General features: G+C 40.0%; 25 protein-coding genes and 2 tRNA genes. 20 read left to right on the top strand and 7 right to left on the bottom strand.

The features are described 5' to 3' along the window. Window positions 1–483, top strand: coding sequence for a SprT family protein (locus DLJ48_RS00985; RefSeq protein WP_128685105.1), 483 nt, complete (start codon window positions 1–3; stop codon window positions 481–483). A 29-nt stretch (window positions 484–512) separates the two neighbouring features. On the opposite strand, the gene hpf is transcribed toward DLJ48_RS00985, so the two are convergent. Next, window positions 513–1,085 carry a ribosome hibernation-promoting factor, HPF/YfiA family gene (hpf, locus tag DLJ48_RS00980; RefSeq protein ID WP_128685103.1) on the bottom strand — a complete coding sequence of 191 codons (573 nt, stop codon included), beginning with the start codon at window positions 1,083–1,085 and terminating at the stop codon, window positions 513–515. 185 nt (window positions 1,086–1,270) lie between these two features. Here hpf and DLJ48_RS00975 point away from each other — a divergent pair. Next, window positions 1,271–1,354 (top strand) — tRNA-Leu (locus DLJ48_RS00975). 40 nt (window positions 1,355–1,394) lie between these two features. Here the strand turns inward: DLJ48_RS00975 and DLJ48_RS00970 are convergent. Continuing rightward, the gene (locus DLJ48_RS00970; RefSeq protein WP_243148689.1) at window positions 1,395–2,255 is read right to left on the bottom strand and encodes a glycosyltransferase family 8 protein; all 861 of its coding nucleotides are present in this window, start codon (window positions 2,253–2,255) and stop codon (window positions 1,395–1,397) included. Window positions 2,256–2,582: 327 nt separating this feature from the next. On the opposite strand from DLJ48_RS00970, the gene DLJ48_RS00965 reads away from it, so the two are divergent. The 5 genes from DLJ48_RS00965 (at window position 2,583) to ppdK (ending at window position 8,828) form a co-directional block, all read left to right on the top strand. Continuing rightward, window positions 2,583–3,494 carry a PLP-dependent cysteine synthase family protein gene (locus DLJ48_RS00965; protein WP_128685100.1) on the top strand — a complete coding sequence of 304 codons (912 nt, stop codon included), beginning with the start codon at window positions 2,583–2,585 and terminating at the stop codon, window positions 3,492–3,494. Window positions 3,495–3,508: 14 nt separating this feature from the next. Continuing rightward, on the top strand, window positions 3,509–4,648 hold the full coding sequence (locus DLJ48_RS00960) for a trans-sulfuration enzyme family protein (protein WP_128685098.1): 1,140 nt from the start codon (window positions 3,509–3,511) through the stop codon (window positions 4,646–4,648). Between the two features lie 13 nt (window positions 4,649–4,661). After that, window positions 4,662–5,165, top strand: coding sequence for a serine O-acetyltransferase (gene cysE / locus DLJ48_RS00955; protein WP_128687041.1), 504 nt, complete (start codon window positions 4,662–4,664; stop codon window positions 5,163–5,165). A 127-nt stretch (window positions 5,166–5,292) separates the two neighbouring features. After that, entirely contained in the window at window positions 5,293–5,922 is a 630-nt protein-coding gene (locus DLJ48_RS00950) for a helix-turn-helix transcriptional regulator (protein WP_128685096.1), read from the top strand. A 230-nt stretch (window positions 5,923–6,152) separates the two neighbouring features. Beyond that, window positions 6,153–8,828 carry a pyruvate, phosphate dikinase gene (gene ppdK / locus DLJ48_RS00945; protein WP_128685094.1) on the top strand — a complete coding sequence of 892 codons (2,676 nt, stop codon included), beginning with the start codon at window positions 6,153–6,155 and terminating at the stop codon, window positions 8,826–8,828. A 304-nt stretch (window positions 8,829–9,132) separates the two neighbouring features. Here ppdK and DLJ48_RS00940 read toward each other — a convergent pair whose 3' ends face one another. Next, window positions 9,133–9,564: a hypothetical protein gene (locus DLJ48_RS00940; RefSeq protein WP_128685092.1), complete on the bottom strand. Its 432-nt coding sequence runs from the start codon at window positions 9,562–9,564 to the stop codon at window positions 9,133–9,135. 171 nt (window positions 9,565–9,735) lie between these two features. Here DLJ48_RS00940 and DLJ48_RS00935 point away from each other — a divergent pair. From DLJ48_RS00935 to DLJ48_RS00920, 4 genes are all read left to right on the top strand, one after another. Continuing rightward, a tRNA-OTHER gene (locus tag DLJ48_RS00935) sits at window positions 9,736–9,829 on the top strand. A 488-nt stretch (window positions 9,830–10,317) separates the two neighbouring features. Further along, window positions 10,318–11,454 (top strand): vitamin B12 independent methionine synthase, encoded by a 1,137-nt coding sequence (locus tag DLJ48_RS00930; protein WP_128685090.1) that lies wholly within the window; start codon window positions 10,318–10,320, stop codon window positions 11,452–11,454. Between the two features lie 18 nt (window positions 11,455–11,472). Further along, window positions 11,473–12,243 (top strand): acetoin reductase, encoded by a 771-nt coding sequence (locus DLJ48_RS00925; RefSeq protein WP_128685088.1) that lies wholly within the window; start codon window positions 11,473–11,475, stop codon window positions 12,241–12,243. A gap of 86 nt (window positions 12,244–12,329) precedes the next feature. Further along, window positions 12,330–12,803 (top strand): S-ribosylhomocysteine lyase, encoded by a 474-nt coding sequence (locus DLJ48_RS00920; protein ID WP_128685086.1) that lies wholly within the window; start codon window positions 12,330–12,332, stop codon window positions 12,801–12,803. 56 nt (window positions 12,804–12,859) lie between these two features. Here DLJ48_RS00920 and DLJ48_RS00915 read toward each other — a convergent pair whose 3' ends face one another. Both DLJ48_RS00915 and DLJ48_RS00910 read right to left on the bottom strand, forming a co-directional pair. After that, window positions 12,860–13,333: a DUF5680 domain-containing protein gene (locus DLJ48_RS00915; protein WP_128685084.1), complete on the bottom strand. Its 474-nt coding sequence runs from the start codon at window positions 13,331–13,333 to the stop codon at window positions 12,860–12,862. 102 nt (window positions 13,334–13,435) lie between these two features. Beyond that, on the bottom strand, window positions 13,436–14,365 hold the full coding sequence (locus DLJ48_RS00910) for an L-lactate dehydrogenase (RefSeq protein ID WP_128685083.1): 930 nt from the start codon (window positions 14,363–14,365) through the stop codon (window positions 13,436–13,438). Between the two features lie 252 nt (window positions 14,366–14,617). Here DLJ48_RS00910 and DLJ48_RS00905 point away from each other — a divergent pair, with 252 nt between their 5' ends. The 8 genes from DLJ48_RS00905 (at window position 14,618) to secA (ending at window position 23,118) form a co-directional block, all read left to right on the top strand. Then, a complete protein-coding gene (locus DLJ48_RS00905; protein WP_161566090.1) occupies window positions 14,618–16,075 on the top strand; it encodes a BglG family transcription antiterminator in 1,458 nt (485 codons plus the stop codon). After that, entirely contained in the window at window positions 16,068–16,490 is a 423-nt protein-coding gene (locus tag DLJ48_RS00900) for a PTS sugar transporter subunit IIA (RefSeq protein WP_128685079.1), read from the top strand. The genes DLJ48_RS00905 and DLJ48_RS00900 overlap by 8 nt, the downstream gene beginning before the upstream one ends. After that, a complete protein-coding gene (locus tag DLJ48_RS00895; protein ID WP_243148616.1) occupies window positions 16,468–16,929 on the top strand; it encodes a PTS sugar transporter subunit IIA in 462 nt (153 codons plus the stop codon). Before DLJ48_RS00900 ends, DLJ48_RS00895 begins: the two co-directional genes overlap by 23 nt. A gap of 24 nt (window positions 16,930–16,953) precedes the next feature. Next, window positions 16,954–18,294 carry a PTS galactitol transporter subunit IIC gene (locus tag DLJ48_RS00890; protein WP_128685077.1) on the top strand — a complete coding sequence of 447 codons (1,341 nt, stop codon included), beginning with the start codon at window positions 16,954–16,956 and terminating at the stop codon, window positions 18,292–18,294. Between the two features lie 15 nt (window positions 18,295–18,309). Then, window positions 18,310–18,597 (top strand): PTS sugar transporter subunit IIB, encoded by a 288-nt coding sequence (locus tag DLJ48_RS00885; protein WP_128685075.1) that lies wholly within the window; start codon window positions 18,310–18,312, stop codon window positions 18,595–18,597. Window positions 18,598–18,706: 109 nt separating this feature from the next. After that, window positions 18,707–20,011: an ATP-dependent helicase ComFA gene (locus DLJ48_RS00880; protein ID WP_128685073.1), complete on the top strand. Its 1,305-nt coding sequence runs from the start codon at window positions 18,707–18,709 to the stop codon at window positions 20,009–20,011. Between the two features lie 244 nt (window positions 20,012–20,255). After that, a complete protein-coding gene (locus tag DLJ48_RS08525) occupies window positions 20,256–20,684 on the top strand; it encodes a ComF family protein (RefSeq protein WP_243148688.1) in 429 nt (142 codons plus the stop codon). Between the two features lie 67 nt (window positions 20,685–20,751). Further along, complete coding sequence (gene secA / locus DLJ48_RS00870; RefSeq protein ID WP_128685071.1) at window positions 20,752–23,118, top strand: preprotein translocase subunit SecA; 2,367 nt, start codon at window positions 20,752–20,754, stop codon at window positions 23,116–23,118. Between the two features lie 89 nt (window positions 23,119–23,207). On the opposite strand, the gene DLJ48_RS00865 is transcribed toward secA, so the two are convergent. After that, complete coding sequence (locus DLJ48_RS00865) at window positions 23,208–24,584, bottom strand: DHA2 family efflux MFS transporter permease subunit (protein ID WP_243148615.1); 1,377 nt, start codon at window positions 24,582–24,584, stop codon at window positions 23,208–23,210. Window positions 24,585–24,720: 136 nt separating this feature from the next. On the opposite strand from DLJ48_RS00865, the gene DLJ48_RS00860 reads away from it, so the two are divergent. Then, window positions 24,721–25,146, top strand: coding sequence for a MarR family winged helix-turn-helix transcriptional regulator (locus DLJ48_RS00860; protein WP_128685069.1), 426 nt, complete (start codon window positions 24,721–24,723; stop codon window positions 25,144–25,146). 90 nt (window positions 25,147–25,236) lie between these two features. Here the strand turns inward: DLJ48_RS00860 and DLJ48_RS00855 are convergent, their stop codons facing one another. After that, window positions 25,237–25,518 carry a hypothetical protein gene (locus tag DLJ48_RS00855; RefSeq protein WP_128685066.1) on the bottom strand — a complete coding sequence of 94 codons (282 nt, stop codon included), beginning with the start codon at window positions 25,516–25,518 and terminating at the stop codon, window positions 25,237–25,239. Between the last annotated feature and the right edge of the window lie 181 nt (window positions 25,519–25,699).

The raw sequence follows: 25,699 nt of genomic DNA, 5'->3' as shown, positions 1-25,699 counted from the left end.
ATGACTCAAATTTCAAAATTAGAACTGAAGGCGCTCGTTGAGCGCCTTTCGCTTATGTATTTTGGCAAAAATTTCAATCATGATGTTTTTTTTAATGGACATTTGCGTTCAACGGGCGGCCGAATGGTTTTTCCAAAAATTGGTAGTCGGATTTTAAAACAAAAAGTTTTTATGGAAATTAATCCAAAACTTTCAGATGAGGATCTACCAGGAATCATCAAACATGAACTAGCTCATTATGATATTTTTTTAACAAAGGGCATTCACCGGGAAAATGATCGTGATTTTCAAAACTTGCTGAAACAGATCGATGCGCCTCGATATTCACCACTGCATTCCCAGGCGAAATCTTTTTATATTTATCAGTGTACGGCCGCTCATCATCATGAATATTCGCGGCATCGTAAAATCAATTTAAGAAAAATGCGTTGCGGCATCGATGGTGCAACTTTGAAATTGGTCGCGGAGAAACATTTAAAATAAAAAAACAGCCTGAGCTGTTTTCAAGGTAATTATTTTGAACTTTCAACGTTTGCCGTTTCGATCAGCCCATATTTGCCATCATCTCTTTTATAGACGATATCAAGCTGATCTGTTTCGGCATTTAAGAACAAAAAGAAGTCATGATCAAGCATTTCCATTTGTAAAACTGCTTCTTCAATATCCATCGGCTTTAACGATAATGTCTTGCGGCGAATAACATCAACAGTTTTTTCTTCAGCCGAATCAGCTGGCAAAGGATCGATTTCTTCATTAAAATCAATGCCCTTATAACCCTTTTCGCGAGATTTACGATTGACTTTAGTCTTGAATTTACGAATCTGGCGGAGCAATTTAGCGGAAACTTGATCAACGGCACTATAGAAGTCACTTTGTGTTTCTTCGGCACGTAATGTCAAGTAGGGCAGTGGAATTGTGACTTCGATTTTAAAGGTCTTTTCATTGTATTTGCGGACATTAACGCGTGCGATCGGATCATTTCCTGATTCGATGTAGTTATTCAGTTTTTCCAAACGAGCCTTGATATAGTTATCAATTGCATCGGTCGTTCCCATATTCTCACCACGAATCTGATATTCAATCATAATTTCCTCCTACTTAAATTTTAAACTAGTCTATCACTCAAAAGTGTTTTTTTGAATCAAAATTAGATTAAATCAAGAAAGGGTTCTCATTTTAGTATGGTAAATCGACCAAATGACAAGATTTACTTATTTTATTGAATTAATCCAAGCAGTTCGCCTGTTTTTCGAGTATAATATTTTTGTTCGCGGACGTGGCGGAATTGGCAGACGCGCAGGATTAAGGATCCTGTGGTAGAAATACCGTATGGGTTCGACTCCCATCGCCCGCATTTTAGCTCTGTATTGACAATTGTTGATATGGGGCTTTTTTTACAAAGGCTGTTTTTTGTCAACTGATGGTTTCAAGCCTTGATCGGTCTCATTTTTATCTAGCGAATCTCGGTTAGCGACCCACTCATAGTGCTTGTAAAGTGCCGCAAATTTGCGATTATATGACTTGTTCCAAGGCTTGTATGGACCGCAAAAATGCAGGAAAACTGTGTGTTTCATGATCCAGTCAAGATCGGTCAGCCCGTCATTTAAAAGCTTGTAAGCGCTAAAATAACGCGTATCGTAATTGTAATAAGTATCCGCTACGGATTTGATTTGATTACCATATAATGCGTTTAACACATCTTGATCGGGCAGTAATAACTGCAGGCTATTTTTTTCGATATAAGCGTAAATGTCGTTGATATTGATTTTTTGACGCAGCATTTTCAAATTCATCAGTAGAACGCCAGAATTAAAATAGTTATCCGAATCATAGTTTCCCAAACGAATTTTATTAAAAGTACTGCTGATTTTAATGTTTTCAAAATGACTGGCCGCAGCATACAGCTTATTTTCGAAGTCCAAATGATAAAATGCCCCAAAAGGATTCAGGCAGATCAGGTCACAGTCAAGATAAAGAATCCGGTCAAGACTGTCTGGCAGGAAATTTTGTGCGATCAAACGGTAATAAATTGTTTTTGGGTAGCGCTTCGTTTTAGGCGCTTTGGCAAAAAGTTTTTCCGGTATTTGGATCAAATGCAGCTTCATGTTTAAAGACCGGCAAAAATCGCTTAAGCCATTGACTTGCTTGGACAGATGACCATCAAGGATTAAATAGACATCAAACGCATCTTGTGGATTGTTTGCTCTGATCGAAAAGAGCGTCGTCCTTAATTGCTTTGTATAATTTTCTGTAATCGAAAAGAGCAGATTCGTTTTTTCCTCACAAACTCATTTTATTACAGATAGGGTGGAAAATGATTTTGTTGAAATCGTTGATTAAGTCAGCTATGATGAATTTATTAAATAACTGGAGGTTTTATTCATGTCTTTTGCACAGAAGCAATCAAATAGTTGTTGTTGTGGGCCGCGTTTTTGTCGGTTCACTGATTGTTGTTGTGCTTAAAATGTCCGAAATAACCACCATTTAGGCTAATTTTAAAATCAGAGTTAAACCTGCAAGACGCAAATTCTCATTAAGGATCTGCGTCTTTTTTTGTCTACTTTTACAAAGGAGTATTAAAAATGTTAATTGAAAGTGTTTATGAAACAATTGGCCACACACCTTTGCTACATTTAAATATCAAAGCAGCGAAGGGTAGCCAAATTTATGCCAAATTGGAAATGTTTAATCCAGGCGGCAGTGTCAAAGATCGTCTTGGTCTTGCTTTAATCGAACATGGCCGCCGCATAGGTGCCATCAAATCCGCTACAACAATTATTGAACCAACGGCTGGCAACACAGGCATTGGTGTTGCCTTAGCTGCTCAAAAATATCATTTACCGGTCAAGTTAATCGTGCCGGAGAAATTTAGTTTTGAAAAACAAGTTTTGATGCGGGCACTTGGTGCGCAAGTTATCAATACTCCAGCTGCTGACGGTATCAGAGGTGCGATTGCCAAAGCCGAAAGTTTAGCCGCCAAAACACCGAATTCTTATGTGCCGCTGCAGTTTCAAAATCCGGCCAATCCGGATATTTACTACAAAACATTAGGCCCAGAAATTTTACATGACTTGGCCGATCTGCCTATCGATGCTTTCGTTGCCGGATCTGGCAGTGGCGGTACCTTTGTCGGGACAACACGCGCCTTGCAGGAACGCTATCCGCATATGCAGGCTGTCACCGTTGAACCTGTTGGGTCGATTCTAAACGGTGGGCCTGCACACAGCCACCGTATTGAAGGCATTGGCGTGGAATTCGTACCACCGTTTTTTAAACAAATTCATGTTGATCAAGTCAAAACGATCAGTGATGACGAAGCTTTTAAATATGTTAAATGGTTAGCCAAACACAGTGGCTTGTTTGTGGGAAGTTCTAGCGGTGCTGCTTTGGCGGCCAGCCTGCAAGTGGCTGAACAATTACCTGCAGCTTCAACGATTGTGACTGTTTTTCCAGATTCAAGCGAACGCTATTTAAGCAAACATATCTACGATTAAAGGAAGTATAGAAAATGAAATTCAATACACAAGTGATTCATGGCGGCAACAGCGAAGATCCAACGACCGGCGCAGTTTCAATACCTATCTATCGAGCATCAACTTTTCATCAGTCAGAAGTGGGTGGCCAAGCGAAATGGGAGTACGGTCGAAGCGGTAATCCAACACGAGCGGCTTTAGAAAAATTGATTGCCGAGTTAGAGGGTGGTCAAGCTGGTTTTGCTTTTGCATCCGGATCAGCTGCGATTCATGCTGTTTTCTCGCTATTTTCTGCTGGTGATCATATTATCGTCGGCAATGACGTTTACGGCGGCACTTTTCGTTTAATCAATCAAGTTTTAAAACGATTTGGATTGACTTTTACAGTTGTCGATACACGTGATCTAGTTGCAGTTCAAGCTGCGATCCAAGCCAATACACGGGCTATTTATTTAGAAACACCGACTAATCCTTTGCTGAGGATCAGCGACATTGCGCAGATTGCTCAAATTGCAAAAAAACACGATTTGAAAACGATTGTTGATAATACTTTTGCGACGCCTTATAACCAAAACCCATTACGTCTAGGTGCTGATATCGTGGTTCACAGTGCCACGAAATATTTAGGCGGACACAGCGATGTCGTTGCTGGTTTGGCCGTGACTAACGACGATAAGATTGCCGAACAATTGGCTTTTTTGCAAAATGCGATCGGCAGTGTCTTAGGTCCGGATGATAGTTGGCTCTTACAACGTGGTATCAAGACACTGGGCGTTCGTATGCGTGTCCACGACGAAAATACACAAATTATTAATGACTATTTAACGAGCAATAGTAAGGTCGCGAACATTTATTACCCTGGCGATCAGCGATCAGTTTCTTTTGAAGTCGCCAAACGGCAAATGCGTTCTTTTGGCGCAATGATTTCTTTTGAATTGCAGCCGGAATTAGACGCCAAAAAATTTGTTAACAGTTTAAAATTGATTGATTTAGCTGAAAGTCTTGGCGGTGTTGAGAGCTTAGTAGAGATTCCAGCGATTATGACTCATGGCTCAATTCCGCGCGATGTGCGTTTAAAAAACGGTATCCAGGATGGCTTGATTCGTCTGTCGGTCGGTCTGGAAGATAGCGAGGATTTACTCGATGATCTCAAACAGGCTTTCGCTAAAATTTAAAACACGTTCTCATATGTTTGCCGCTGCTAAAAATATTTACGAACGTGATCCCGCGGCTCATAGCATGTGGGAAGTCCTGCTGACATACTCTGGTTTTCATGCTTTGGCTTTTTATCGGCTGGCTCATTATTTTTATGTGCGTCAACATTATTTGCTGGCCGCGTTGGTTGCACATTGGGGCAAGAGGACTACGGGTGTTGAAATTCATCCAGCTGCTAAAATTGGCAAACACCTTTTTATCGATCACGGTACTGGTATAGTAATTGGTCAAACGGCAGTTATTGGTGATGAAGTCACGATCTTGCACAATGTAACGCTGGGTTCCAGACATCCTAGATCCAGCGGGCCTCGGCATCCACAGATAGCCGATCATGTTTTTATTGGTGCTGGTGCTCAAATACTAGGGAGGATCTATATTGGCGAGTATGCCAAGATCGGTGCTGGTGCGATCGTTTTACAAGACGTCCCCGCACACACAACCGCTGTAGGCAATCCAGCTAGACTCCTGCCTAAATGAGCGTTAATTTTTAAAATTTCTGGCGATCTCGCTGCACTCGCTGCTAATTAATGGGTATCATACAAGTAGATAAGTATCATTATGATGTCATTTTAACGACTGATTTCGGCTTAATGGAGTTATGAGAATGGATTTTACAAAACGACAAACACAGATCATTGACATGCTGAAGCAAAACAGTCCGTTGACGAGCAAAAAAATTGCCGATAATTTGTTGCTGAGTGTTTCAACAATTAGGCCGGATTTACGTTTTTTGACCAGCGTTTCTGTTCTGGATGCTCGGCCAAAAGTTGGTTATGAATATAAAGGTAATCGATTGCTGAGCTTTGATTATGAGACTCTTTATAAAATGCCGATTGCTAATATTCTTTTGCCGGCAACAGAAATTAAAGCAAATGATACATTGCAGGACGCTGTCAGCAAATTGTTCTTAAAAGATGTTGGCTCATTGTATGTGGTTGATAATCAGAGCAATTTGGTGGGTTTGATCTCTCGTAAAGATTTATTACGTGCCAGCTTGAATAATAGTAATATTCAGTCAATGCTGGCCAGCGTCGTGATGACGAGAATGCCAAATATTATTACTGCGACCGCTGATATGTCTGTGTTTGAAGCAGGTCGTCTGCTGCTGCATCATCGAGTTGATTCACTACCGGTCGTGGAAAACAAAATGAGCCGTCACGCCATTGGCAAAATCACGAAGAACCGTATCTTTCAACATTTCATCGAAAGCGGAATCAACGATTTTTCAAATTGAATCATGCACTATATGATTGAGACTTAGTTCTCTTTTTTTGCTCTTTTTTTGGATAAATGACGTCGTATTTAAATCTCGATTAAAACAATTAACTCGATTAATTTCGCTACAACGCTGGTTTATGACTTTTTTATGTTCATTTAACTGTAAGCGCTTGCAATTTAATTAAAGTTATTATAAATTATATATTGAACCAATGATACGTATTATTAGTTCAAAAGGAGCGATATATGACTAAACAAATATATGACTTTTCAGAAGGAAACATGAAAATGCGTGATCTGCTAGGTGGTAAGGGCGCTAATCTATCTGAAATGACTAATATGGGGCTGCCAGTCCCGCATGGTTTCACTGTGACAACTGAAGCTTGTCATGAATATCAGCAAACGCATCAATTGAGTAAGCATTTGTTAAACGACATTGACCAAGCTATACAAACTTTGAGTCGGCAGACGAACAAGGAATTTAACGGGACCAGCCATCCTTTGCTGATTTCCGTTCGATCTGGTGCGGCTATTTCAATGCCGGGCATGATGGATACGATTTTAAATATCGGTCTGAATGATCAAACGGTCGTTACAATAGCCGAGTTAACGCACAATGAACGTTTTGCTTATGACAGCTATCGGCGTTTGTTGGCCATGTTTGGCAATGTTGTTTATGGTATTTCGGAAGCGTCTTTTGATCAAGTTTTGACGGACACAAAAAATGCGCATCATTATGAATCTGATCTGGATCTGACAGTCGCGGATTTGAAACAGATCGTCAGCCATTTTAAAAACATATATGAAATTTCTGATAAAGGTGTTTTTCCGCAAGACCCTAAAGAGCAGCTGTTGGCAGCTATCAATGCTGTTTTCGATTCTTGGAACAATCATCGTGCACAAATTTACCGTCGTGAAAATCATATTTCAGAAGAACTAGGGACGGCTGTGAACATTCAGGAAATGGTTTTTGGTAATTACGGCGAGAATTCGGGAACCGGTGTTGCTTTTACGCGCAATCCATCAACTGGTGAAGCGGGATTGTTTGGCGAATATCTACTGAACGCACAAGGAGAAGATGTCGTGGCCGGTATTAGAACACCACAACCTGTTGCGACTTTGAAGGCTTCTATGCCGGATACTTATGAACAGCTGTTAGATATCGCCAACAAACTAGAGACGCACTATCGTGAAATGCAAGATCTTGAGTTTACGATCGAAGACGGTCGACTATATTTGCTGCAGACGCGCAGCGGCAAGCGGACACCGAGCGCAGCGGTTAAAATTGCTGTTGATCTGGTTGGCGAGGGTCTAATTGATCAGAAAACAGCTTTACTACGTCTTGAGCCAGAATCGATCTCTAAAATGCTGCACCCGGAGTTTGATCTTCATGATTTAAAACAGCATGATCTTTTGACAACTGGTCTGCCGGCATCACCGGGGGCGGCTAGTGGTCAAGTCTATTTCACGGCTGAAGATGCTAAAAGGGCAAGCGATGCTGGTCAAAAAGTCGTTTTGATGCGCTCAGACACATCCCCAGAGGACATCGAGGGCATGATCGTGAGTCAGGCAATTGTAACTTCTCGAGGCGGCATGACTTCCCATGCGGCTGTCGTTGCCCGTGGTATGGCGGCTACTGGTGTTGTAGGTGCCCATGAGTTGGAAGTTGATTACGAAAGAAAAATTGCCAAAATCAAAGGACAAATTATCCACGAAGGTGACTGGGTATCGGTTGATGGTACTAGCGGCAATCTGTATTCGGGGATGGTCAAAACGCGCGATGCCACGATCAAAGGTGAGCTTTCGGCCTTCTTAAATTGGGCAAAGCAAAACAGCAAAATGGGTGTTTACACCAATGCCGATACACCAAAAGATTTCCAGAAGGCCTTGGATTTTGATGCAGACGGTATTGGTTTGACTCGGACCGAGCATATGTTTTTCAAGCCGGAACGTTTACTACAAATGCGCCGCTTGATTTTAGCTGAAGACCTGCAAGGCCGAAAGGACCCATTGGCCAAACTACTGCAAATGCAGCAGGGCGATTTTTATGAGCTTTATAAATTAGCCGGCGATAAAGAAGTGACTATCAGATTGCTTGATCCGCCATTGCACGAATTTTTACCGCACGATGAAAAAGAAATTCAAGCCGTTTCCAAGCAAACCGGTATCAGTCCTGAACATTTGAGAGATCGCATCAATTCACTCAAAGAGTCCAATCCAATGCTGGGCCATCGTGGTGATCGCTTGGCAGTCACTTTTCCTGATATTTATGAAATGCAGGTTCAAGCGATTATGAATGCGGTCATCCGTCTAGCTGGCGAAGGCATCACGATTCAACCACACATTATGATTCCTTTGACTGATTCGCAGGCAGAAATGGCTTGGGTCAGGGATTTAGTCACAAAACAGATCAAACAGTCGTCTAACGAAAAATCAATCAAAGTTCAGTACACAGTTGGTACCATGATGGAAATGCCGCGTGCTTGTATGACGGCTGATGCCATTGCTGAATCCTCGGATTTCTTCAGTTTCGGCACAAATGATCTGACCCAGCTGACTTTTGGTTATTCGCGTGATGATGTCGGCTCCTTTATGCCAAAGTACATTGAATATGGCATTTTGCCTGCTGATCCCTTCCAAACGATCGATGTTGAAGGTGTTGGCGAATTGATGAAGATCGCGATTAAAAAAGGTCGGAAAACAAAAAATGATTTGCCCATCGGTGTTTGTGGCGAAGTTGGCGGAGATCCGAAATCAATCGAGTTCTTTGAGGAAATTGGTATTACTTATGTTTCCTGCTCGCCTTATCGAGTACCGGTAGCGAGATTGGCCGCGGCGCAAGCTCATATTCGTCACCTTGCAAGGCAGAAGGCTGTGAAACAGCCGGTTCAACCTGAGCTAGTTAGTTTCTTCGTAGACTAAATAATAGTTATTGCTTAAAAAAACTGAGATCAGAATTATCTCAGTTTTTTTGTTGCTCAAAACCGCTGCATGGCATTTAATCTGACTTTATTGCTAGTTATAGATTGATTTAACTCGGGGGCAATATTATCAAATCAATCAAATAATTGATTGGAGGTTAGTTAAAGGAAATGACAGCAACTTTATTTTTAATGTTTATCAAAATTGCAAACCTTGGACTTGGCTTTTTTCTTTTGATTTGTCTATTGTTTGTTTTGCTAAATTTTATAAAAAAATCGAGGTCTCAGCGATAGGCAAACTGTTGTTAGGCTACTGCTCGTTGAATTAATTTTGTTAATGTTTTTGACACCGAACTATTCCATTCTGTAATGGCGTAGCTGGTAGGCCAAAGATCGTTTTCATCTAAATGCGCTAAGTCGCTAAACCCGATCGTGGCATAGCGAGTTTTAAATTTTGATGCTGCCTGAAAGAAGATCACAACTTGGCCATTTTCATTGGCGTAGGCTGGCATGCTGTACCAGGTTTTTGCAGATAAGTTCGGCGCGATCGTTTTGACTAATTGATGCAAATTCGCAGCGATCACAGCTTCTTGATCGGACATCTCTGAAATTTTTTCTAGAACATCAGCCTCGCCATTTTTCTTCGAACCTTTGTTGGACTGTTCTTTCCTTAGTTCTGCAGCTCTTTGACGCATGGCTTCTTTTTCAAAGTCGGAAAATCCTGCTGTTTTAGTCATGACTACCTCGTTGTTATTTATTCCTATTTTAATACTTCTTTCGATGCTGCTAGCTATTTTTGTAAACGGCTAATGTGCTGGAAATTGATTGATCCATTTCAAATTCTGTTGATGCTATGTTACTATATTAACTGTTGTCTGCTGGCTAACTACTGGTATTTTTACAACATTGGAGAATTACCCAAGTCTGGTCCAAGGGGCATTTTTAATTTATTATGAGTGTAGGTCGCTTTGCGATGCGGGGGTTCAAATCCTTCATTCTCCATATTTTTAAAAACGAATTATTTAGACTAAGCGATTTTCTTATGAACTGCTGCTTATACATGGTACTGTTTCTGTCTTAAGGACACACTATGAACTTGACATGGTCACTTGTCATTTGACATTCCCTTTATCTGTGTTATCTTTATTGCATAGATTTTAAACAAGTTGATCCGGATAGTAGTTTTAAAGCAAAGCTTAGAGAGTTGACGGTCGCTGGAAGTCAACGTGAAGCAGCAAAACGAACATGGCCGGTGATTGGTTAATGCGAACGGTTCACCGAAAGCATTAAACGGATTGGTCTTCGTTACTAGACACGCCATTAAACTTTGACTCATATGTTAAAGCAGATGGTTGGCAAGGTTGATCAGGTAACTGATCAAACAAGCAGGATGGTAACGTGCTAAGTCACTTCTGTATTGAACAGGAGTGGCTTTTTTTATGTCTGATCAACAGTAGCGAATCTAATTAAGCGAGAAAAGAGGCATTCTTATGTCAGAAAATACAAACAGTACATTAACAAAAGCACCATTTCGTGCTGATATCGTCGGCAGTTTATTACGGCCACAAGCACTAAAACAAGCCCATACACAGTTAGCTGCTGGTGAGATCACTGATGAACAATTGTTGGATATTCAGCACCGTGAAATTAAGCGCGTAGTTGATGAACAGGTCAAGCTGGGTTTGAAGGATGTTACTGACGGTGAATTTTCTAGAAGCTGGTGGCATTTGGATTTCTTGTGGGGACTGACAGGGGCTGGTCAGTATGACTATCACGAAAGCTATAAGTTTCATGGTAGTCAGACGCGGACTGATAATGTTGAATTAATTGGTAAAATTGCCTTTAATCCTGATCATCCTTTCTTTGAGGCTTTCAGGTATTTGAAATCAATCACGCCGGAAGGGATCATTCCCAAGCAGACGATTCCATCGCCAAGCTTGTTTTTTAGGGATAATCGCAGTGATAATTGGCATCAATTCTATGAAACATGGGATGATTATCTGACCGATCTTGCTGCTGCCTATCACCAGACGATTCTGCATTTTTACGAACTAGGCGCACGATATGTTCAGCTAGATGATACGACTTGGGCCTATTTGATCAGCCAGTTGGATGCCGCGAAAAATCAGCCAGATGAACAAGCCAAATATACAAAAATCGCCGAGGATTCTGTGCGTGTGATCAATGATCTTTTGAAGGATCTGCCTGAGGATTTAACTGTGACAACTCATATTTGTCGCGGTAACTTTAAATCTACTTATTTGTTCTCTGGTGGCTATGATTCTGTTGCTGACTACTTAGGACAATTGAACTATGATGGTTTATTTTTGGAATATGATAATGATCGTTCCGGCACTTTTAAACCATTGACTAAGATCTGGCATAACGATAGTCATAAACGCATTGTCTTAGGCATTGTGACTTCTAAATTCCCAGAACTAGAAAGTCAACAAAGCTTAGTTGATCGTATTAAGAACGCCGAACAATATGTGCCTTTAGCTAATTTAGCAATCAGTACGCAATGTGGCTTTGCTTCAACGGAAGAAGGCAATAAATTGACCGAAGCCCAGCAATGGGACAAATTGCGTTTAGTAATTTCGACCGCAAAGGCAGTCTGGCAAGACTAAAAACCAGGTGTCTATAAGATGACAAAATTAGCAATAATAACAGGTGCAGGACAAGGGATCGGCGAAGGGATCACTTATCGTTTAGCACGAGATGGCTACGCCATTGCTGTTGCCGATATTAACCCGGTCACGGCAGAGCAAGTAGCTGAAAATCTGCGGGAGAAATCCGTTTCAGCAAAGGCGTATCAATTGGATGTGGCAAATCGAGATGAAGTTTTCAATCTAGTTAAACAAGCAGTTTCTGATCTAGGCGACTTAAATGTTTTTGTGAATAATGCCGGAGTTGCCTTTATTGATTCGATCGTTGATTCTGATCCAGCTGCGATCGAACGTTTGCTGGATGTTAATTTAAAGGGCACCTATTGGGGGATACAAGCAGCAGCTCGGCAATTTCAAAAACAAGATCAGGGTGGCCGTATTATTAATGCTGCATCCTTGGCCGGTGTTGAGGCGTCGGCTTTGCAAAGTGCTTATTCTGCCTCAAAATTTGCAATCCGCGGTTTGACACAGTCGGCAGCGAAAGAACTGGCAGTTGATCAGGTCACAGTGAATGCTTACGACCCAGGCGTTGTCAGGACGCCTTTACGTGATGCGATTGATCAGCGAACAGCTGAAATTAATCACATTTCTGTTCCAACTCAAAAAGCCCACGTTTTAGCTGAAATCGCTTTGGGCAGAGAAGGAAAACCAGCCGATGTGGCAGAGGTCGTTGCTTGGCTGGCATCACCAGCAGCTGGCTATATCACTGGGCAGTCGATTTTAGTTGATGGCGGCATGCGTTTTCACTAGGATTTAAAAACTAGATAAGCTGAATTCAAAGTCTTTATCCTACTGCGACAAATGATTAAAATAAGGAATTAAAGGAGTACATGAAAATGGCAAAAGTTGAAAGTTTTACATTGGATCATACAAAAGTATTAGCACCTTACGTTCGGCTGATCACAGAAGAGACAGGCCAGAAGGGCGATGTTATTTCGAATTATGATTTACGTTTGGTACAGCCGAATGCCGATTCAATTCCAACGGCTGGTCTTCATACGATTGAGCATTTGTTAGCCAGCCTTTTACGGGATCGTCTCACAGGTGTGATCGACTGCTCGCCATTTGGCTGCCGGACAGGTTTTCACTTGATTACCTGGGGCAAGCATTCAACGACTGAAGTTGCTCAGGCATTGAAGAGCTCACTAGAAGAAATTGCCTACAAAACCGAATGGAAAGATGTGCCGGGTACAGATATTTACAGTTGTGGTAATTACAAAGATCACTCGCTTTTTTCAGCAAAAGAATGGTCTAAGAAAATTTTGTCAGATGGCATTAGCGATCAGCCGTTTGAACGCAGTTTGGTTTAAGTTTCGAATACTTTTCAAAGCTCTTGTAAAAGGGCTTTTATTTTGGCCATGAAACATCAGCGGATCAGGCCACCGCTGTAATGCAGCTCGTAGACCTTTTGCTTATGTAATAGAATAATTTCTCGGCCATAGAATTGGCTTAGATCACCTGTCGATTCATTTTGAAAACGATATTGTCCTGATTCGAACTCTTTTGGACCTCGATATATTGTTTTTTTATTGACCAAAAGCAGGGCTTGCCTGAGAAAAGCATAGACTGAATTTGTTAATTTACTGTCGGCATTTGCCGAGGCCAGGCCGCCCGAATAAGTCATTGACCAAAGGACTGAGTTCTTGAATTTAACCGTTTCCTGACCGGCGAAAAAAAGGGAACCAAAATAAATGTCGCGATAAAAATAATCACCGGATCGGTACTCCAACTGTTGTGAAGCATTTAATAAAGGTCTTTGGGCTTGACCAGCTTCTGCAGCATATGTATGCTGTTTGGCTTTCACGATAAAATCAATCAATTGTGTGTGATCTGATGTCATGAGTTCCCCAAGATTGCTAATATTTCAACTTAATTATCTCATTTTGTTCTTTAATTAAAAAAACGCCAGCTGATCGCGATGACGATAACTGGTGTTTTTCTATTATTCTTTTGCCATACTTTCAGCATATTTATCTTTGATAAAGTTAGCTGAAACTTGCAATTTTTCTAATTCTTCTTTAGTGAGATCTAATTGAAGCTGTTCCAAAATACCGTCGCGGCCGACAATGGCTGGATAAGACAGGTAGGAGCCGTATTCTGCGCGGTAATTGGAAACTGGCAATTCAGTCTCGGCATCACTAACGATGGCACTATATAAGCGGACAGCTGCACTAGCAATACCGTAATTCGTATACTTTTTGCCACGGAAAACCGTGAATCCGCCATGTTTGGCCTCGTCATTAATCGCATCAAGATCCAAATGATTTTTGCTGGCGATTTCGGCGATCGACTTACCCAAGACACGAACGGTCGACCATGCTGTAAATTGAGAATTACCATGTTCGCCAAGATTGTAGCCGACCACAGAACGCGGATCGATCTTCAATTTTTTAGCGACTGAGCGTTTCATTCGAGATGAGTCGAGTAAGGTACCAGTTCCCAAGACGTGATTTTTTGGCAAACCAGTGACTTGTTGATAAATTGAAGTAATGACATCAACGGGATTTGTAATGGCAACCAAAATACCATGAAATCCAGATTCCTTAATTTTTTTAGCGACTTCGACGACCTGCTTGCTGGTAAATGGCAATTCAGCAAAACGATCGTCATTTTTATTTTCTTGCAAGTCAATTTTCCCAAGTGCCGAAATAATGACATCGGCATCCTTTAATTCTGCATAGTCATTGACATAGACGTTCGTGTGGTATGGCAAATTTGCCATGGCATCTTCAAAATCAAGTGCATCCGCTGTGACTTTTGCTTCATTTGTATCGATCAAGACCAAATCATCAGCAAGGCCCGTGGCTACGACTTGATGAGCAACCGTAGACCCAACGTGTCCTATGCCGATAATTCCTAGTTTACGTGACATAGTAACCTCCTAGTTATTTTCTTCACTTATTTTTTTATAAGTAAAGCTAATCTAACACTTTTTTAAGCGTTTATAAAGTCTTTTTCTATTTATTTGGGTTATTTTTTTTCTTGAATTGTTCAGAGCTATTGTTTAGAGCTTTTTAATATAAAGTGATTAGTAGATTTGTCGCCGCCAGAGTCCGTTGCAACAGACAAATATCAATGTAAACGCTTGTATAATTTTATCTATACTGAATCATGTGGAGGGGTTGTGATTGATTTATCCAACAAAATTATTCAATACCTTTCTGAAAAGGCGTCTTACACACGTGCCGATGAGTTGGCATTAAGGTTTTCCGTTTCAGTGAAAACGATTTATCGCACAATTAAAAAAATTAACGCCGATAAAGAGGTGATTGAATCTCAACGAGGATTGGGTTATCGTATCAAAAACATTTCTGAAATAGTTAATCACGTTGGCGGGTTTATTGATTCCTCTGATCTTGGTGATCGCTATAAAAGCTTGTTAATTCGACTTTTGATGTGGCAACCAAAAAAACTGGGTGTCAGAAGGCTTATGAGCGAATATTTTGTGTCTGAGTCGGTGTTTGTGAATGATTTGAGTCGGATTCGAGAATATTTATTCCGCTATTCGCTGAACGTCATAAGAACACGTGGATATATATACGTTGCCGGAAATGAGGAGAATATTCGTAAGGCTTTGAATTCGATTTTTTTAGAAGAAGGACGTCTCATACAATCAAATTCAAATATTTTTGATGCTATTTTTCCAAAAATATCTGGCAAAGATAAGGATTTTGTTTCTTCGCAAATTAATTTTATTGAAAAAGAATTGAACTTAAATATTCTTGATCCATATCGGATCAATATTTTCTCACATTTATACATCTTGATTAGAAGAACTCGCGAAGGTGCAACTATTCCAGAGGCTTTGGAAAATGATTCCGAAAAAGACACCAAACTTATTGGTCATAACGTTGCTTTTTATAGAATTTCGTTGAGGGTTATTAAAAACATTGAAGATTATCTTCACATGGCAGTTTCCAAGATTGAATCACTTTATTTATTAAAGTATTTGGTTTCAACTAGATTTGATAAGGATTTGATAGAAAATGATTCGGAAGATCCGTTAATCACAGAATTTGCGAACTTTATTGCCATTAGTTATCCTTTTGATTCTAGTATCCGTGTCAATTTGGTGGAATTGAGTTCTGATTTAGTTGGCCATGTAAAACCAATGATGAACAGGCTTTATTCTGGTATTGATATGGTGAATCCTTTGTTGGATGATGTGAAATTTACTTATGGTAATATTTTCAAAAATATTGATAAAATAGTGAAATGCTTTTCAATCGCTCATCGACTTCCCAAAATATCAGATGATGAAATTGGTTTTCTTGTTTTATACGTGGCAAAAGCAATCGAAGTATCACATAGCCATAAAAAGGTGATCTTAATGTGTGCCTCGGGTATTGGAACTGCTCAATTACTGAAAGTTAAAGTCGCAAATGCCTTTCCTAGCCTTGATATTATTGACGTTATTTCATCGTATAGTTTTGAAAAACATCCTGAGAATTATCAAATGGTTGATTTAATCATTTCCACGATAGGTGTCAATAACAAGAAGAAAATACCAATTGTTTTGGTTAGCGCACTATTCAATGAGGCGGACAAACAAAGGATTGAAAAATTAATAAAAAGTGATTGATTTATATTTCAGACAAGTAAGTATTGCGAATACTCAATCAGACCGTGATCGCGTAATAGCCAAAATGACTTCAGATTTGTTTGCTATTAGCGAACAAAAGGCTTTGTTTGGTCTGATTAGTAGGAGAGCAAAAGGGCCAGTTGAGGTGGCTAAAAGATTTGATTTACCGCATGTGGAGTTTTCGGGTATTGATAAGCAAGGTCTTTTATTAATTGACTTCGCTAGCGATGATTTAAAAAACAGACATTACTGGTCTTTGGTCATAGTTGCTGATCAAAATAATCCTAATTCGCAGCTTGTTAAAATTTTAAAAAAATTGTTACAAGAAACAAATATTGAAAAACTTCGTCGCGTTGATTCGGAGCAATTATTCAAAAAAATTAGTTTGGAGCATGATGGAAACGTTATTAGGTAAACAAATTATTGAATTAGATCTTGATGCTACTTCTAATTATGATGCTATTAAAAAAATTTCTAAACAATTAGTCGATAACGGACTCGCAAAAAATAGTTTTCAAGAGGCTATTTTGAACAGAGAAATGAATTTTCCAACTGGTCTTGATACGGGAAGTTACGGTGTTGCTATTCCCCACACCGATTCCGTTCATGTTGTTGAGGACCAAATTGCGTTTGCACGACTTAAAAATCCCATTGTCTTCAAGCAAATGGGCGATGGAACGAACGTTAACGTTAAATTCGTCTTTATATTGGCGTTGAAAGAGGCACATTCTCAGTTATCAATGTTACAAACACTGATGAATTTGTTTCAAAATTCTACTGCTATGACATTACTTCTCAAGGCAGAGAATATTCAACAAGTTATCGATGTTTTATCAAAAGAAGGAATAAATTAATCATTTACTTTAAAGGAGATTGATATGGGAATTATAAAATGGCTTTTAAATGCTGGCCCAACGGTATTCTTACCGATGCTTTTGTTTGTGTTCGCACTCTTGCTGGGACTTAAAGTGAGTCGGGCATTTAAAGCTGGAATTACTGTTGGAATTGGTTTTATTGGTTTGAATTTAGTTATTGGACTCTTAACTGATAATTTGGGACCCGCTGCTCAAGCAATGGTCAAAAATTTTGGTTTGAGTTTAAAATCTATTGATGTTGGCTGGCCCGCTGCTTCAGCGATTTCGTACGGGACTACTTTGGGAAGCTTAGCAATACCAATAGGCGTTGTTGCTAACGTGATCTTTCTCGTAATTGGATTAACTAAAACGTTGGATGTCGATCTATGGAATTATTGGCACATTGCCTTTACTGGTTCGCTGGTTTACGCTGCAACCAACAGCTTTGGTTTGGGCTTGGCTACTATGATTGTTCATCTTATGTGGATTTATTTCTTGGCTGATTTGGCGGCACCCACGATTCAGAAACACTACGGGCTGGAAGGAATTTCTTTCCCTCAAGGAGCTTCGGCACCTGGATTTATATTAGCGCTTCCAATTAATTGGATTTTAGATCGCATCCCTGGTGTTAATAAAATTCATTGGACGCCAGAAAGTATTCAGAAAAGATTGGGGATTTTTGGTGATTCGGCAGTCATGGGTCTGATTATCGGTATCGTAATAGGCTTTTTAGCCCGTTATAGTTTAACTAAAGTTTTAAGTTTAGGTATGTCTACAGCAGCTGTTTTAATTTTAATGCCTCGAATGGTTGCGTTATTGATGGAAGGGCTACAACCAATTTCGGAAGTTGCCAACAAAACAGTGCAAAAGCATTTCCCAGGTCGCAACATTTATATCGGTATGGATTCCGCTTTAGCTGTTGGACAGGAAGCAGTTCTTTCTGCATCACTTGTTCTTGTGCCGATTACGTTACTTATTGCGGTCATCTTACCTGGTAATTCAGTCTTGCCATTTGGAGATTTAGCTACCATTCCATTTATGATGGCTGTTATGGCAGCTGTTTTTGGAGGTAATGTCTTTAGAATTGTGATTGGTGGAATTGTTGATATTGCGGTTTCGCTTTGGATTGCTTCTTGGGTTGCACCGCTTCTGACCATATCTGCAAAATCAGCACATTTCGCTATGCATGGTGCTACTTCTGTCTCGGTACTATCAGATGGTGGTACTTGGACAACATTAATGATTGTAGGATTAGGCAAATTGATGTCTTGGTATGGCATCATCGCGGTTGGAGCTGTTGCTTTGGCTTTGATGATTTGGTTAAATAAGTTCCATGACAAAAAAGTTACAAAAATTGTTGATTAAGGAGACGGTTACTTTATGGCAAAAACACTTATGGTTGTTTGTGGTACGGGTATTGCAACTTCCACGGTTGCAACTGGAAAAATTAAAGATTATTTAGATCAAGAAGGCATTGCATCATCGGTTCAGTTTCTGCAATCGAAAATAGCTGATGAGGTTAATCGAATTGATGATTATGATATTGTTGTGTCAACTACTATGGTTCCAACGAGTATAAAAGATAAGGTGATAAATGGTGTTCCTCTTTTGACTGGCATCGGTGCTGAAAAAGTTTACAAACAAATCAAAGAAAAAATTTTGGCATAAAATCATATTTTAAAAACTCTCATGACTAAATCGTATTTATTAGTGGGAGTTTTTATTTTATTTTTGAACAGTGTTTTAATTTATTTTTTAAAAAAACGTAATACTAGTTATGGCTGATATTTCTAATTATTTTGGACGATTGCTTTTGAGATTGCGTTTTGATCAAGCAAACGATCCACGTATCAAAAAAATGCCGGCCTTTGATGAAAAGGGCAGATGTAGTCGCTGTGGTCAAAGGGAAACGGCGGTCTTACCAAATCATGAATTTTTTTGTACAGCTTGCTTAAAAATGGGACGGAATGCTAGCTTTAATTGTTTTTTCTATGCAGAGGAAAATGCGACACAAGCTAGCCCCAGTTATTTAACTTGGCAGGGTCGATTAACCGATCAGCAAAGCAATGTGTCTACTGAGATCATTCAGTCGCTTGAATCCCAGACTGACCGTTTGATTTGGGCCGTGACTGGTGCAGGGAAAACAGAAATGATTTTTCCGGCGATCGATCACGCCCTTAAAAAGGGTCAGCGCGTCGCAATGGTTTCACCGAGGATTGATGTGATCTTAGAATTAGCCCCTCGCTTGCGGCAAGCCTTTAATGGATTGGACTTGCTGGTATTATATGGCGATACACCTGAGGAATACCACTATACAAAATTAGTCTTGGCGACGACCCATCAATTAATGAAATTCTATCGCGCTTTTGATTTATTGATCATTGACGAGGTAGATTCTTTTCCTTTTCGTGGCGATTCAGTTTTAGAATTTGCCTCAAAACGTGCTAAAAAACGCGAAGGAAGTACAATTTACTTGACGGCCACACCAACAAAAAAACTACTCAAAGCTTATAAGAGCAGTCAATTAGCGACTTCTTTTCTGCCGTTGAGATTTCACCAACACTTATTGCCTGAACTATTTTTTTCGCAGATCGGTAATTGGCGCAAAGAAATTTTTAAAGCGCGATTGCCTAAAAAATTACGATTACAATTGAAAGAATATGAAAAAAACGGCCAACGTTTTCTCTTATTTGTGCCCACGATTCGTGATTTGGATCCACTGTTAAAGAATATTCAAAATTTTTTTAAGATGACTGGCTTATCAGTTCATGCAGCGGATCCACAGCGAAAAGAAAAAGTACAGCAGATGCGCGACAAAAGTGTTCAATTTCTCGTAACGACCACGATTCTTGAACGCGGTGTTACTTTGCCAGGCATTGATGTCATTATTTTGGGTGCGGATGATCAGGTTTTTACGACCAATGCAATCGTACAAATTGCCGGTAGAGTCGGCCGAAACACAGATCGGCCTACGGGTCTCGTTTTAGCGCTCATTCAAGAACAAACAGCTGTTTTAAAGGAAGCCGCTGAACAAATTCGGTTTATGAATCGGAAAGGGCGGGAACAACGTGATGGCAAATAGCAGTTGTTTGTTATGCGACCAGTCGTTAAAAGATGATCGTTATTTTTCGGATCTTATTTGCCCCAACTTTAGTTCCGAAACATTATGCCGAGATTGCCGGCAGAAAATTGATTTTATAACCGGAGATGTTTGTGAAGACTGCGGCCGGCCATCTTCACAAACAGTTTGCCAAGACTGCCAAAATTGGCGGCAGAAATATGCCTTCCTTTTAAATAACCAAGCGTTAGTGAACTACAATCCTCTGATGAAAGACTATATGCATTATTACAAATTTGTTGGCGATTATCGCTTGCGGCAAGCATTTAGTGAAGATCTAAAGAAAAAATTTAAAAAAATAATGACTGGGTTTGATCTAGTGATACCCATTCCAATCAGTGAAAGTTCGATGGCAGTGCGTGGATTTAATCAAGTAACCGGGTTATTTGAATTTGCGGCCCTGAAAATGTCGACGGATATTTTGGCGGTGAAAGAAAAAAAGCAGACCTCCAAGTTAAAACGGCAGGCGCGTTTAAAAAAAGAAAATTTATTTTATTTAGTACACAATGATGTTGCGGAAAAATCCATTTTGCTGTTGGATGATGTTTACACGACGGGTACAACTTTACATCAAACAGCAGATGTATTATATATGAATAAAGCCAAAAAGGTTTCCAGTATCGCGCTGGCTCGTTAGGATAATCAAGCCTGACTTGCTATAATGTTTATTAGTGAATTTATGTCTTTTTGGCAGGGGAGTTAACTTGGTTAATCCAGTTAGAAAATTAATTGAAAATCCAAAGCGTCAGTTACATAAATATGAACATTCAGCCGATTTAACAGAGGCACATGCTGCTGAGATGGCTGCATTATCTGATCAGCAGCTGCAGGCAAAGACAGCTGAGTTTAAAAATAGGTATGAAAAGGGTGAAACGCTTGATGACCTTTTGCCTGAGGCTTTTGCTGCGGTTCGTGAAGCTGACAAACGTGTTTTAGGTCTCTATCCCTTTAGAGTCCAGATTATTGGCGGTGCAGTTCTGCATGGCGGCAACATTGCAGAAATGAAGACTGGTGAAGGAAAAACGCTGACAGCAACGATGCCTGTTTATCTAAATGCATTGACTGGACTGGGCGTGCATGTTGTGACGGTCAATGAGTATTTGACGCAGTATCAGGCTGAAGAAATGGGCCAAGTATACAAATGGATGGGTCTCACGATCGGAATTAATTTAAATGATATGCAGCTGGCAGATAAAAAAGCTGCCTTCGCTTGTGATATTACTTATACGACTAATTCTGCGATTGGATTTGATTATTTGCGCGATAATATGGCACAGACAATGGAAGAGCGGGTTGTTCGTTCGTTAAATTATGTTCTGATCGATGAGGCAGATTCGATTTTAATTGATTCAGCGAGAACACCGTTAATTATTGGCGGTTCATCAGATAATGTTAATATGCTCTATCAACGAGCCGATCGATTTGTGAAAACGCTAGACGAAGGCGAAGAAAAAGATTATACGGTCGATGAAGAACAAAAGACAGCTATGCTGACAAATCAAGGGATTCACAAGGCTGAAATTTTCTTCAACATTGATAACCTTTACGATGACAGTGATGTTGCTTTAGCACACTTTATCGAGACGGCACTGCGTGCTAACTATTCTTTCTTTAGAGACAAGGATTACGTTGTGCGTGATGGTGAAGTTAAATTAATTGACCAGTTTACTGGACGTATCGCCGAAGGAAATAGGATGTCTGACGGTCTTCATCAAGCTTTTGAAGCTAAAGAGGGCGTTCAGATCCAAGGAGAAGGTACAACTTTAGCCTCGATCACACTGCAAAATTTCTTTAGAATGTATAAGAAAATTTCCGGCATGACCGGAACAGCTAAGACCGAAGAAGAAGAATTAAAAGAAATATATAACATGGAAGTTGTCCAGATACCGACAAACGAGCCAGTTAAGCGTGTTGATGAACCTGATGTTTTATACTTTAATCTTCGTGGGAAATTTGATGCCGTTGTGAAGGAAATTGAAGAGCTGCATACTAAGGGACAACCTGTTTTGGTTGGAACGGTTTCTGTTGATACCTCTGAATTACTTTCACAAATGCTGATTAAGAAAAATATTCCGCACAATGTTTTAAACGCCAAGAATAATGCGCAAGAGGCTGAAATCGTTGCTCAGGCTGGACAACGCGGTGCTGTTACGATTGCCACGAACATGGCTGGTCGTGGAACTGATATTAAGCTTGGACCAGGAATTGCTGATCTCGGTGGTTTGGCAGTCATCGGGACCGAACGCCATGAGTCCCGTCGAATTGATAACCAGCTGCGTGGTCGTTCTGGTCGTCAAGGGGACCCAGGATTCTCGCGCTTTTATCTTAGCTTGGAAGATGATTTAATGATTCGTTTTGGTGCTGATCGGATAAAACAGCTCATGCAACGGATGAGCATGGACAATAACGAAGCTGTTGTGACAAATCGAATGATTTCGCGATCAGTCGAGTCAGCTCAAAGACGTGTTGAAGGCAACAACTATGATACGCGTAAACAAGTGTTGCAATATGATGACGTTATGCGTCAGCAGCGCGAAATCATTTATGATGAGCGAACTGAGATCATGAAGTCTACTGAATCGTTAAAAGCGGATTTTCTGCCAATGGTTTACCGGACGATTGATCGTGTTGTTGATGCTCACACAGTTGGTCAAGAAAAGGACTGGGATATTTTAGCGATTGTTGATTTTGTTGACAATGCTTTAAATAATGCAACAGATGTGACTGTGGCTGATCTGAATGGCAAAAGCTCTGATGAAATCAAACGAGTTTTGTATGAATTGGCGAATCGTGAATTCTTTGAGAAACAGGATACATTATCCGATAAAGACCAAATGGTCAATTTTGAGAAGACGATTATGCTACGGGCAATTGATCAGCATTGGATGCAGCACATTGACGATATGGACCGTTTACGCCAATCAGTTATGGTGAGGTCCTACGGCCAATATAATCCTTTGATTGAATATCAAACGGCCGCCTTTAATACTTACAACAAAATGATTGCTGATATCGAGTATGATGCGACACGTTTGTTTATGAAAGCTCAAATTCGTCAAAATCTTAGTTAAAAATTAAATCATATGTATGCTGGAAATTAGAAATAATTTCCTTTTTTATTATTGTCTAGAATATGTCTGTTAGTGTTTGCTGAAGACACTTATGATTTGTTTTTGCTTTGACGCAAAGCAAACGAGATAGAAATAATATTGATAAAAGTCAACGCAAGTAGAACGGTTAAAGCACGCTGGGCACCAGTAGCCGTTGTTTCAGCGAAACGACTGCCATTTTTTTGGGAGAGTGTAATAATCACGGAAACGAGGGCTGTACCAAAAGCGGCGGAAAACTGCATCATAGAATTGAATAAAGTATTTCCATCCGATCGTTGGCTTTCCTCGGCTTGAGCCAGACCATTTGTCATAATATTGCCAAAAGAGAAACCCATACCAAACATGGTACCCATGTACATGATCAAAATAAGGATCGTATTAGCATTTTTAGCATAAATATCCAAAAACAAAACTGCTAGTAATTGCAAAACTAAACCAGTGATAATAGGTTTCTTAGCTCCCAAATTATCCATGATCCTGCCACCAATGGGTGCGAGACAAGCACCTAGCGCTGCGCCGGGAAACAACAATAATCCAGCGATGAAACTACTTTGTTTGTCTACGATTTGCAAATAATTCGGCAAAATAAAAGAAATACCCACGTTGACCATTTGAAGCAGGGAATAACTGAGCAGGTGTAAATTAAATGCCGGATTTTTCATGACGGCGAGGTGAATGATCGGATGCTGAACATGATTTGAGTGGTACACAAAGCCTGCCAGAGCAACTAGTCCAATTGCGATTAAAATAAGCGAACGCTGAAACGAACTGCTAAAGCCGCTAAAACCAACGATCAAACTGGCAAATGTGAGTGCGATCAATAGCCAGCCTGCGAAATCAAAAGGTACTTTTTCTGTTTTGCTATCAGCTGAAATTGCATAGGAGCCGATTAGCAGTGAAAATATCATCACGACTAATAAAATGGCGAAAATTAAATGCCAGTTAATGCCAACGATCAAGCCGCCGTATGTAGGGCCTAAGGCTGGCGCAACAGCTGTAACTAAGCCGCCGATTCCCATAAAGAAGCCAATTTTATCTGCAGGTGATTTTGTCAAAATAATGGCATACATTAAAGGCAAAGCGATCCCTGTGCCACAGCCTTGAATCAGTCTGCCGAGAATCAAGACCATAAAATTACCAGCGAAGCTGTCAATTAATAGGCCAATAATAAACAAACTGTTTGCGACCAAAAATAAACGGCGGATCGTGAAACGCTTTTGGAGATAGGAAGCAATGGGCACAATGATTGAAACAACGAGCAAATATGAAGTTGTGATCCACTGAATGCTGGCAGTATTCAGTGAAAATTCCCGCATTAAAGTGGGAAAAGTAATATTCATTGCGGTTTCGATCAAAACACCGCAAAAGGCCATGAGACCAGTTGCTAAGATAGCTAAATAAAATTTTAAGTTAATTGTTTTTTCCAAGATTTTCAACCCCTTTAATAGTTCTATACAGAACCATTTTTGACTATCAATTATTATATATGATTGAGTTTTTGTGTCAAATGTTTTTAAATAATAATATATTCGATAGATTATTTTAGGATCGATTGGGGATGCAATGGAAAAATCGTTAGGAATCGCTATCAAGAAGGCCAATAACTCTATCCAACGTTACGGTGACCAAGTTGCTCGCCAGATGGGTTTAACAGGTGTGCAGATGAGCATTATTGATTTTCTTTACCGAATGGAAACCGTTAAAGAAATTAATCAGTCCTATATTGAAAATGAATTCAATATTCAAAAATCTTCAGCGACTTCTTTGTTGCAGCTGATGGAAAAAAAAGGTCTCGTAACGAGGCTGCCTTCATCGACGGATAGCCGATATAAAATTATCAGATTAACCTCGCAAACGGAAAAATCAGCCGAAAATATTCATAAGGCACTTCAAAAAAACGATGACATGCTGCGAAAACTCTTGGGAGAAAATGCTGACCTGGTCATTAATTCGTTAGAAAAGGTCATCACGGAAGTGAAGCCAAAATAGTTTGCAATGATTGAGCTGTGATTGGAAGACCGTATCGACCAAAATGGTTTAATCAGCTTTAAAAGGTTTTGGTCGCGCAGTTGTTGTGGCTTATTTGGACGAATTCATTAATTGATAAAGCTGATACAAAAATATCCAAGCAAAGATCATACTTAAAACTGCGCAAATGAGTAAAAACAGATCGCTGTTTTTTATAACGGCGATGATAGCAATAATGCCGAGTACGATCAAAGTGCTGCCATTTTTCAGCGTTATATCTTTAACTTGCGGATAAGTTGCTTCATCCCATAAAAGCAGTTTTTTTTGATGTGTATATAAAAACAAGCCAAGCACGAGATCAACGATCGCCAAAATAATACCAATAATAGTCATACTATGAATTCTACATTTTGATTACAAAAAAAGCACCCGTCAAACGGATGCCAACACCGATGCTGCCGTTAGCTGATCTGCAGATTTTGACCCCTAAATAAAAAGTGGGAACTGAGATCGTGCTGCGGGCGTCCAAATGAAAAGGCTTGCCATAGACACTTTCCGCTGTTCCCGGGTCAGT

It is taken from the genome of Oenococcus sicerae (assembly GCF_004102045.2).
GTDB lineage: Bacteria > Bacillota > Bacilli > Lactobacillales > Lactobacillaceae > Oenococcus > Oenococcus sicerae.
Note: the sequence above shows the minus strand (reverse complement) of the source record. Positions and strands in the feature narration are given on the sequence as shown.

Excerpts from the sequence above, each read along its gene's own strand:
- DLJ48_RS00985 (WP_128685105.1), top strand. The coding sequence starts at position 1 with ATGACTCAAATTTCAAAATTAGAACTGAAGGCGCTCGTTGAGCGCCTT.
- hpf (WP_128685103.1), bottom strand. The coding sequence starts at position 1,085 with ATGATTGAATATCAGATTCGTGGTGAGAATATGGGAACGACCGATGCA.
- DLJ48_RS00965 (WP_128685100.1), top strand. The coding sequence starts at position 2,583 with ATGTTAATTGAAAGTGTTTATGAAACAATTGGCCACACACCTTTGCTA.
- DLJ48_RS00960 (WP_128685098.1), top strand. The coding sequence starts at position 3,509 with ATGAAATTCAATACACAAGTGATTCATGGCGGCAACAGCGAAGATCCA.
- cysE (WP_128687041.1), top strand. The coding sequence starts at position 4,662 with ATGTTTGCCGCTGCTAAAAATATTTACGAACGTGATCCCGCGGCTCAT.
- DLJ48_RS00950 (WP_128685096.1), top strand. The coding sequence starts at position 5,293 with ATGGATTTTACAAAACGACAAACACAGATCATTGACATGCTGAAGCAA.
- ppdK (WP_128685094.1), top strand. The coding sequence starts at position 6,153 with ATGACTAAACAAATATATGACTTTTCAGAAGGAAACATGAAAATGCGT.
- DLJ48_RS00940 (WP_128685092.1), bottom strand. The coding sequence starts at position 9,564 with ATGACTAAAACAGCAGGATTTTCCGACTTTGAAAAAGAAGCCATGCGT.
- DLJ48_RS00930 (WP_128685090.1), top strand. The coding sequence starts at position 10,318 with ATGTCAGAAAATACAAACAGTACATTAACAAAAGCACCATTTCGTGCT.
- DLJ48_RS00925 (WP_128685088.1), top strand. The coding sequence starts at position 11,473 with ATGACAAAATTAGCAATAATAACAGGTGCAGGACAAGGGATCGGCGAA.
- DLJ48_RS00920 (WP_128685086.1), top strand. The coding sequence starts at position 12,330 with ATGGCAAAAGTTGAAAGTTTTACATTGGATCATACAAAAGTATTAGCA.
- DLJ48_RS00915 (WP_128685084.1), bottom strand. The coding sequence starts at position 13,333 with ATGACATCAGATCACACACAATTGATTGATTTTATCGTGAAAGCCAAA.
- DLJ48_RS00910 (WP_128685083.1), bottom strand. The coding sequence starts at position 14,365 with ATGTCACGTAAACTAGGAATTATCGGCATAGGACACGTTGGGTCTACG.
- DLJ48_RS00895 (WP_243148616.1), top strand. The coding sequence starts at position 16,468 with ATGATGGAAACGTTATTAGGTAAACAAATTATTGAATTAGATCTTGAT.
- DLJ48_RS00890 (WP_128685077.1), top strand. The coding sequence starts at position 16,954 with ATGGGAATTATAAAATGGCTTTTAAATGCTGGCCCAACGGTATTCTTA.
- DLJ48_RS00885 (WP_128685075.1), top strand. The coding sequence starts at position 18,310 with ATGGCAAAAACACTTATGGTTGTTTGTGGTACGGGTATTGCAACTTCC.
- DLJ48_RS00880 (WP_128685073.1), top strand. The coding sequence starts at position 18,707 with ATGGCTGATATTTCTAATTATTTTGGACGATTGCTTTTGAGATTGCGT.
- DLJ48_RS08525 (WP_243148688.1), top strand. The coding sequence starts at position 20,256 with ATGAAAGACTATATGCATTATTACAAATTTGTTGGCGATTATCGCTTG.
- DLJ48_RS00860 (WP_128685069.1), top strand. The coding sequence starts at position 24,721 with ATGGAAAAATCGTTAGGAATCGCTATCAAGAAGGCCAATAACTCTATC.
- DLJ48_RS00855 (WP_128685066.1), bottom strand. The coding sequence starts at position 25,518 with ATGACTATTATTGGTATTATTTTGGCGATCGTTGATCTCGTGCTTGGC.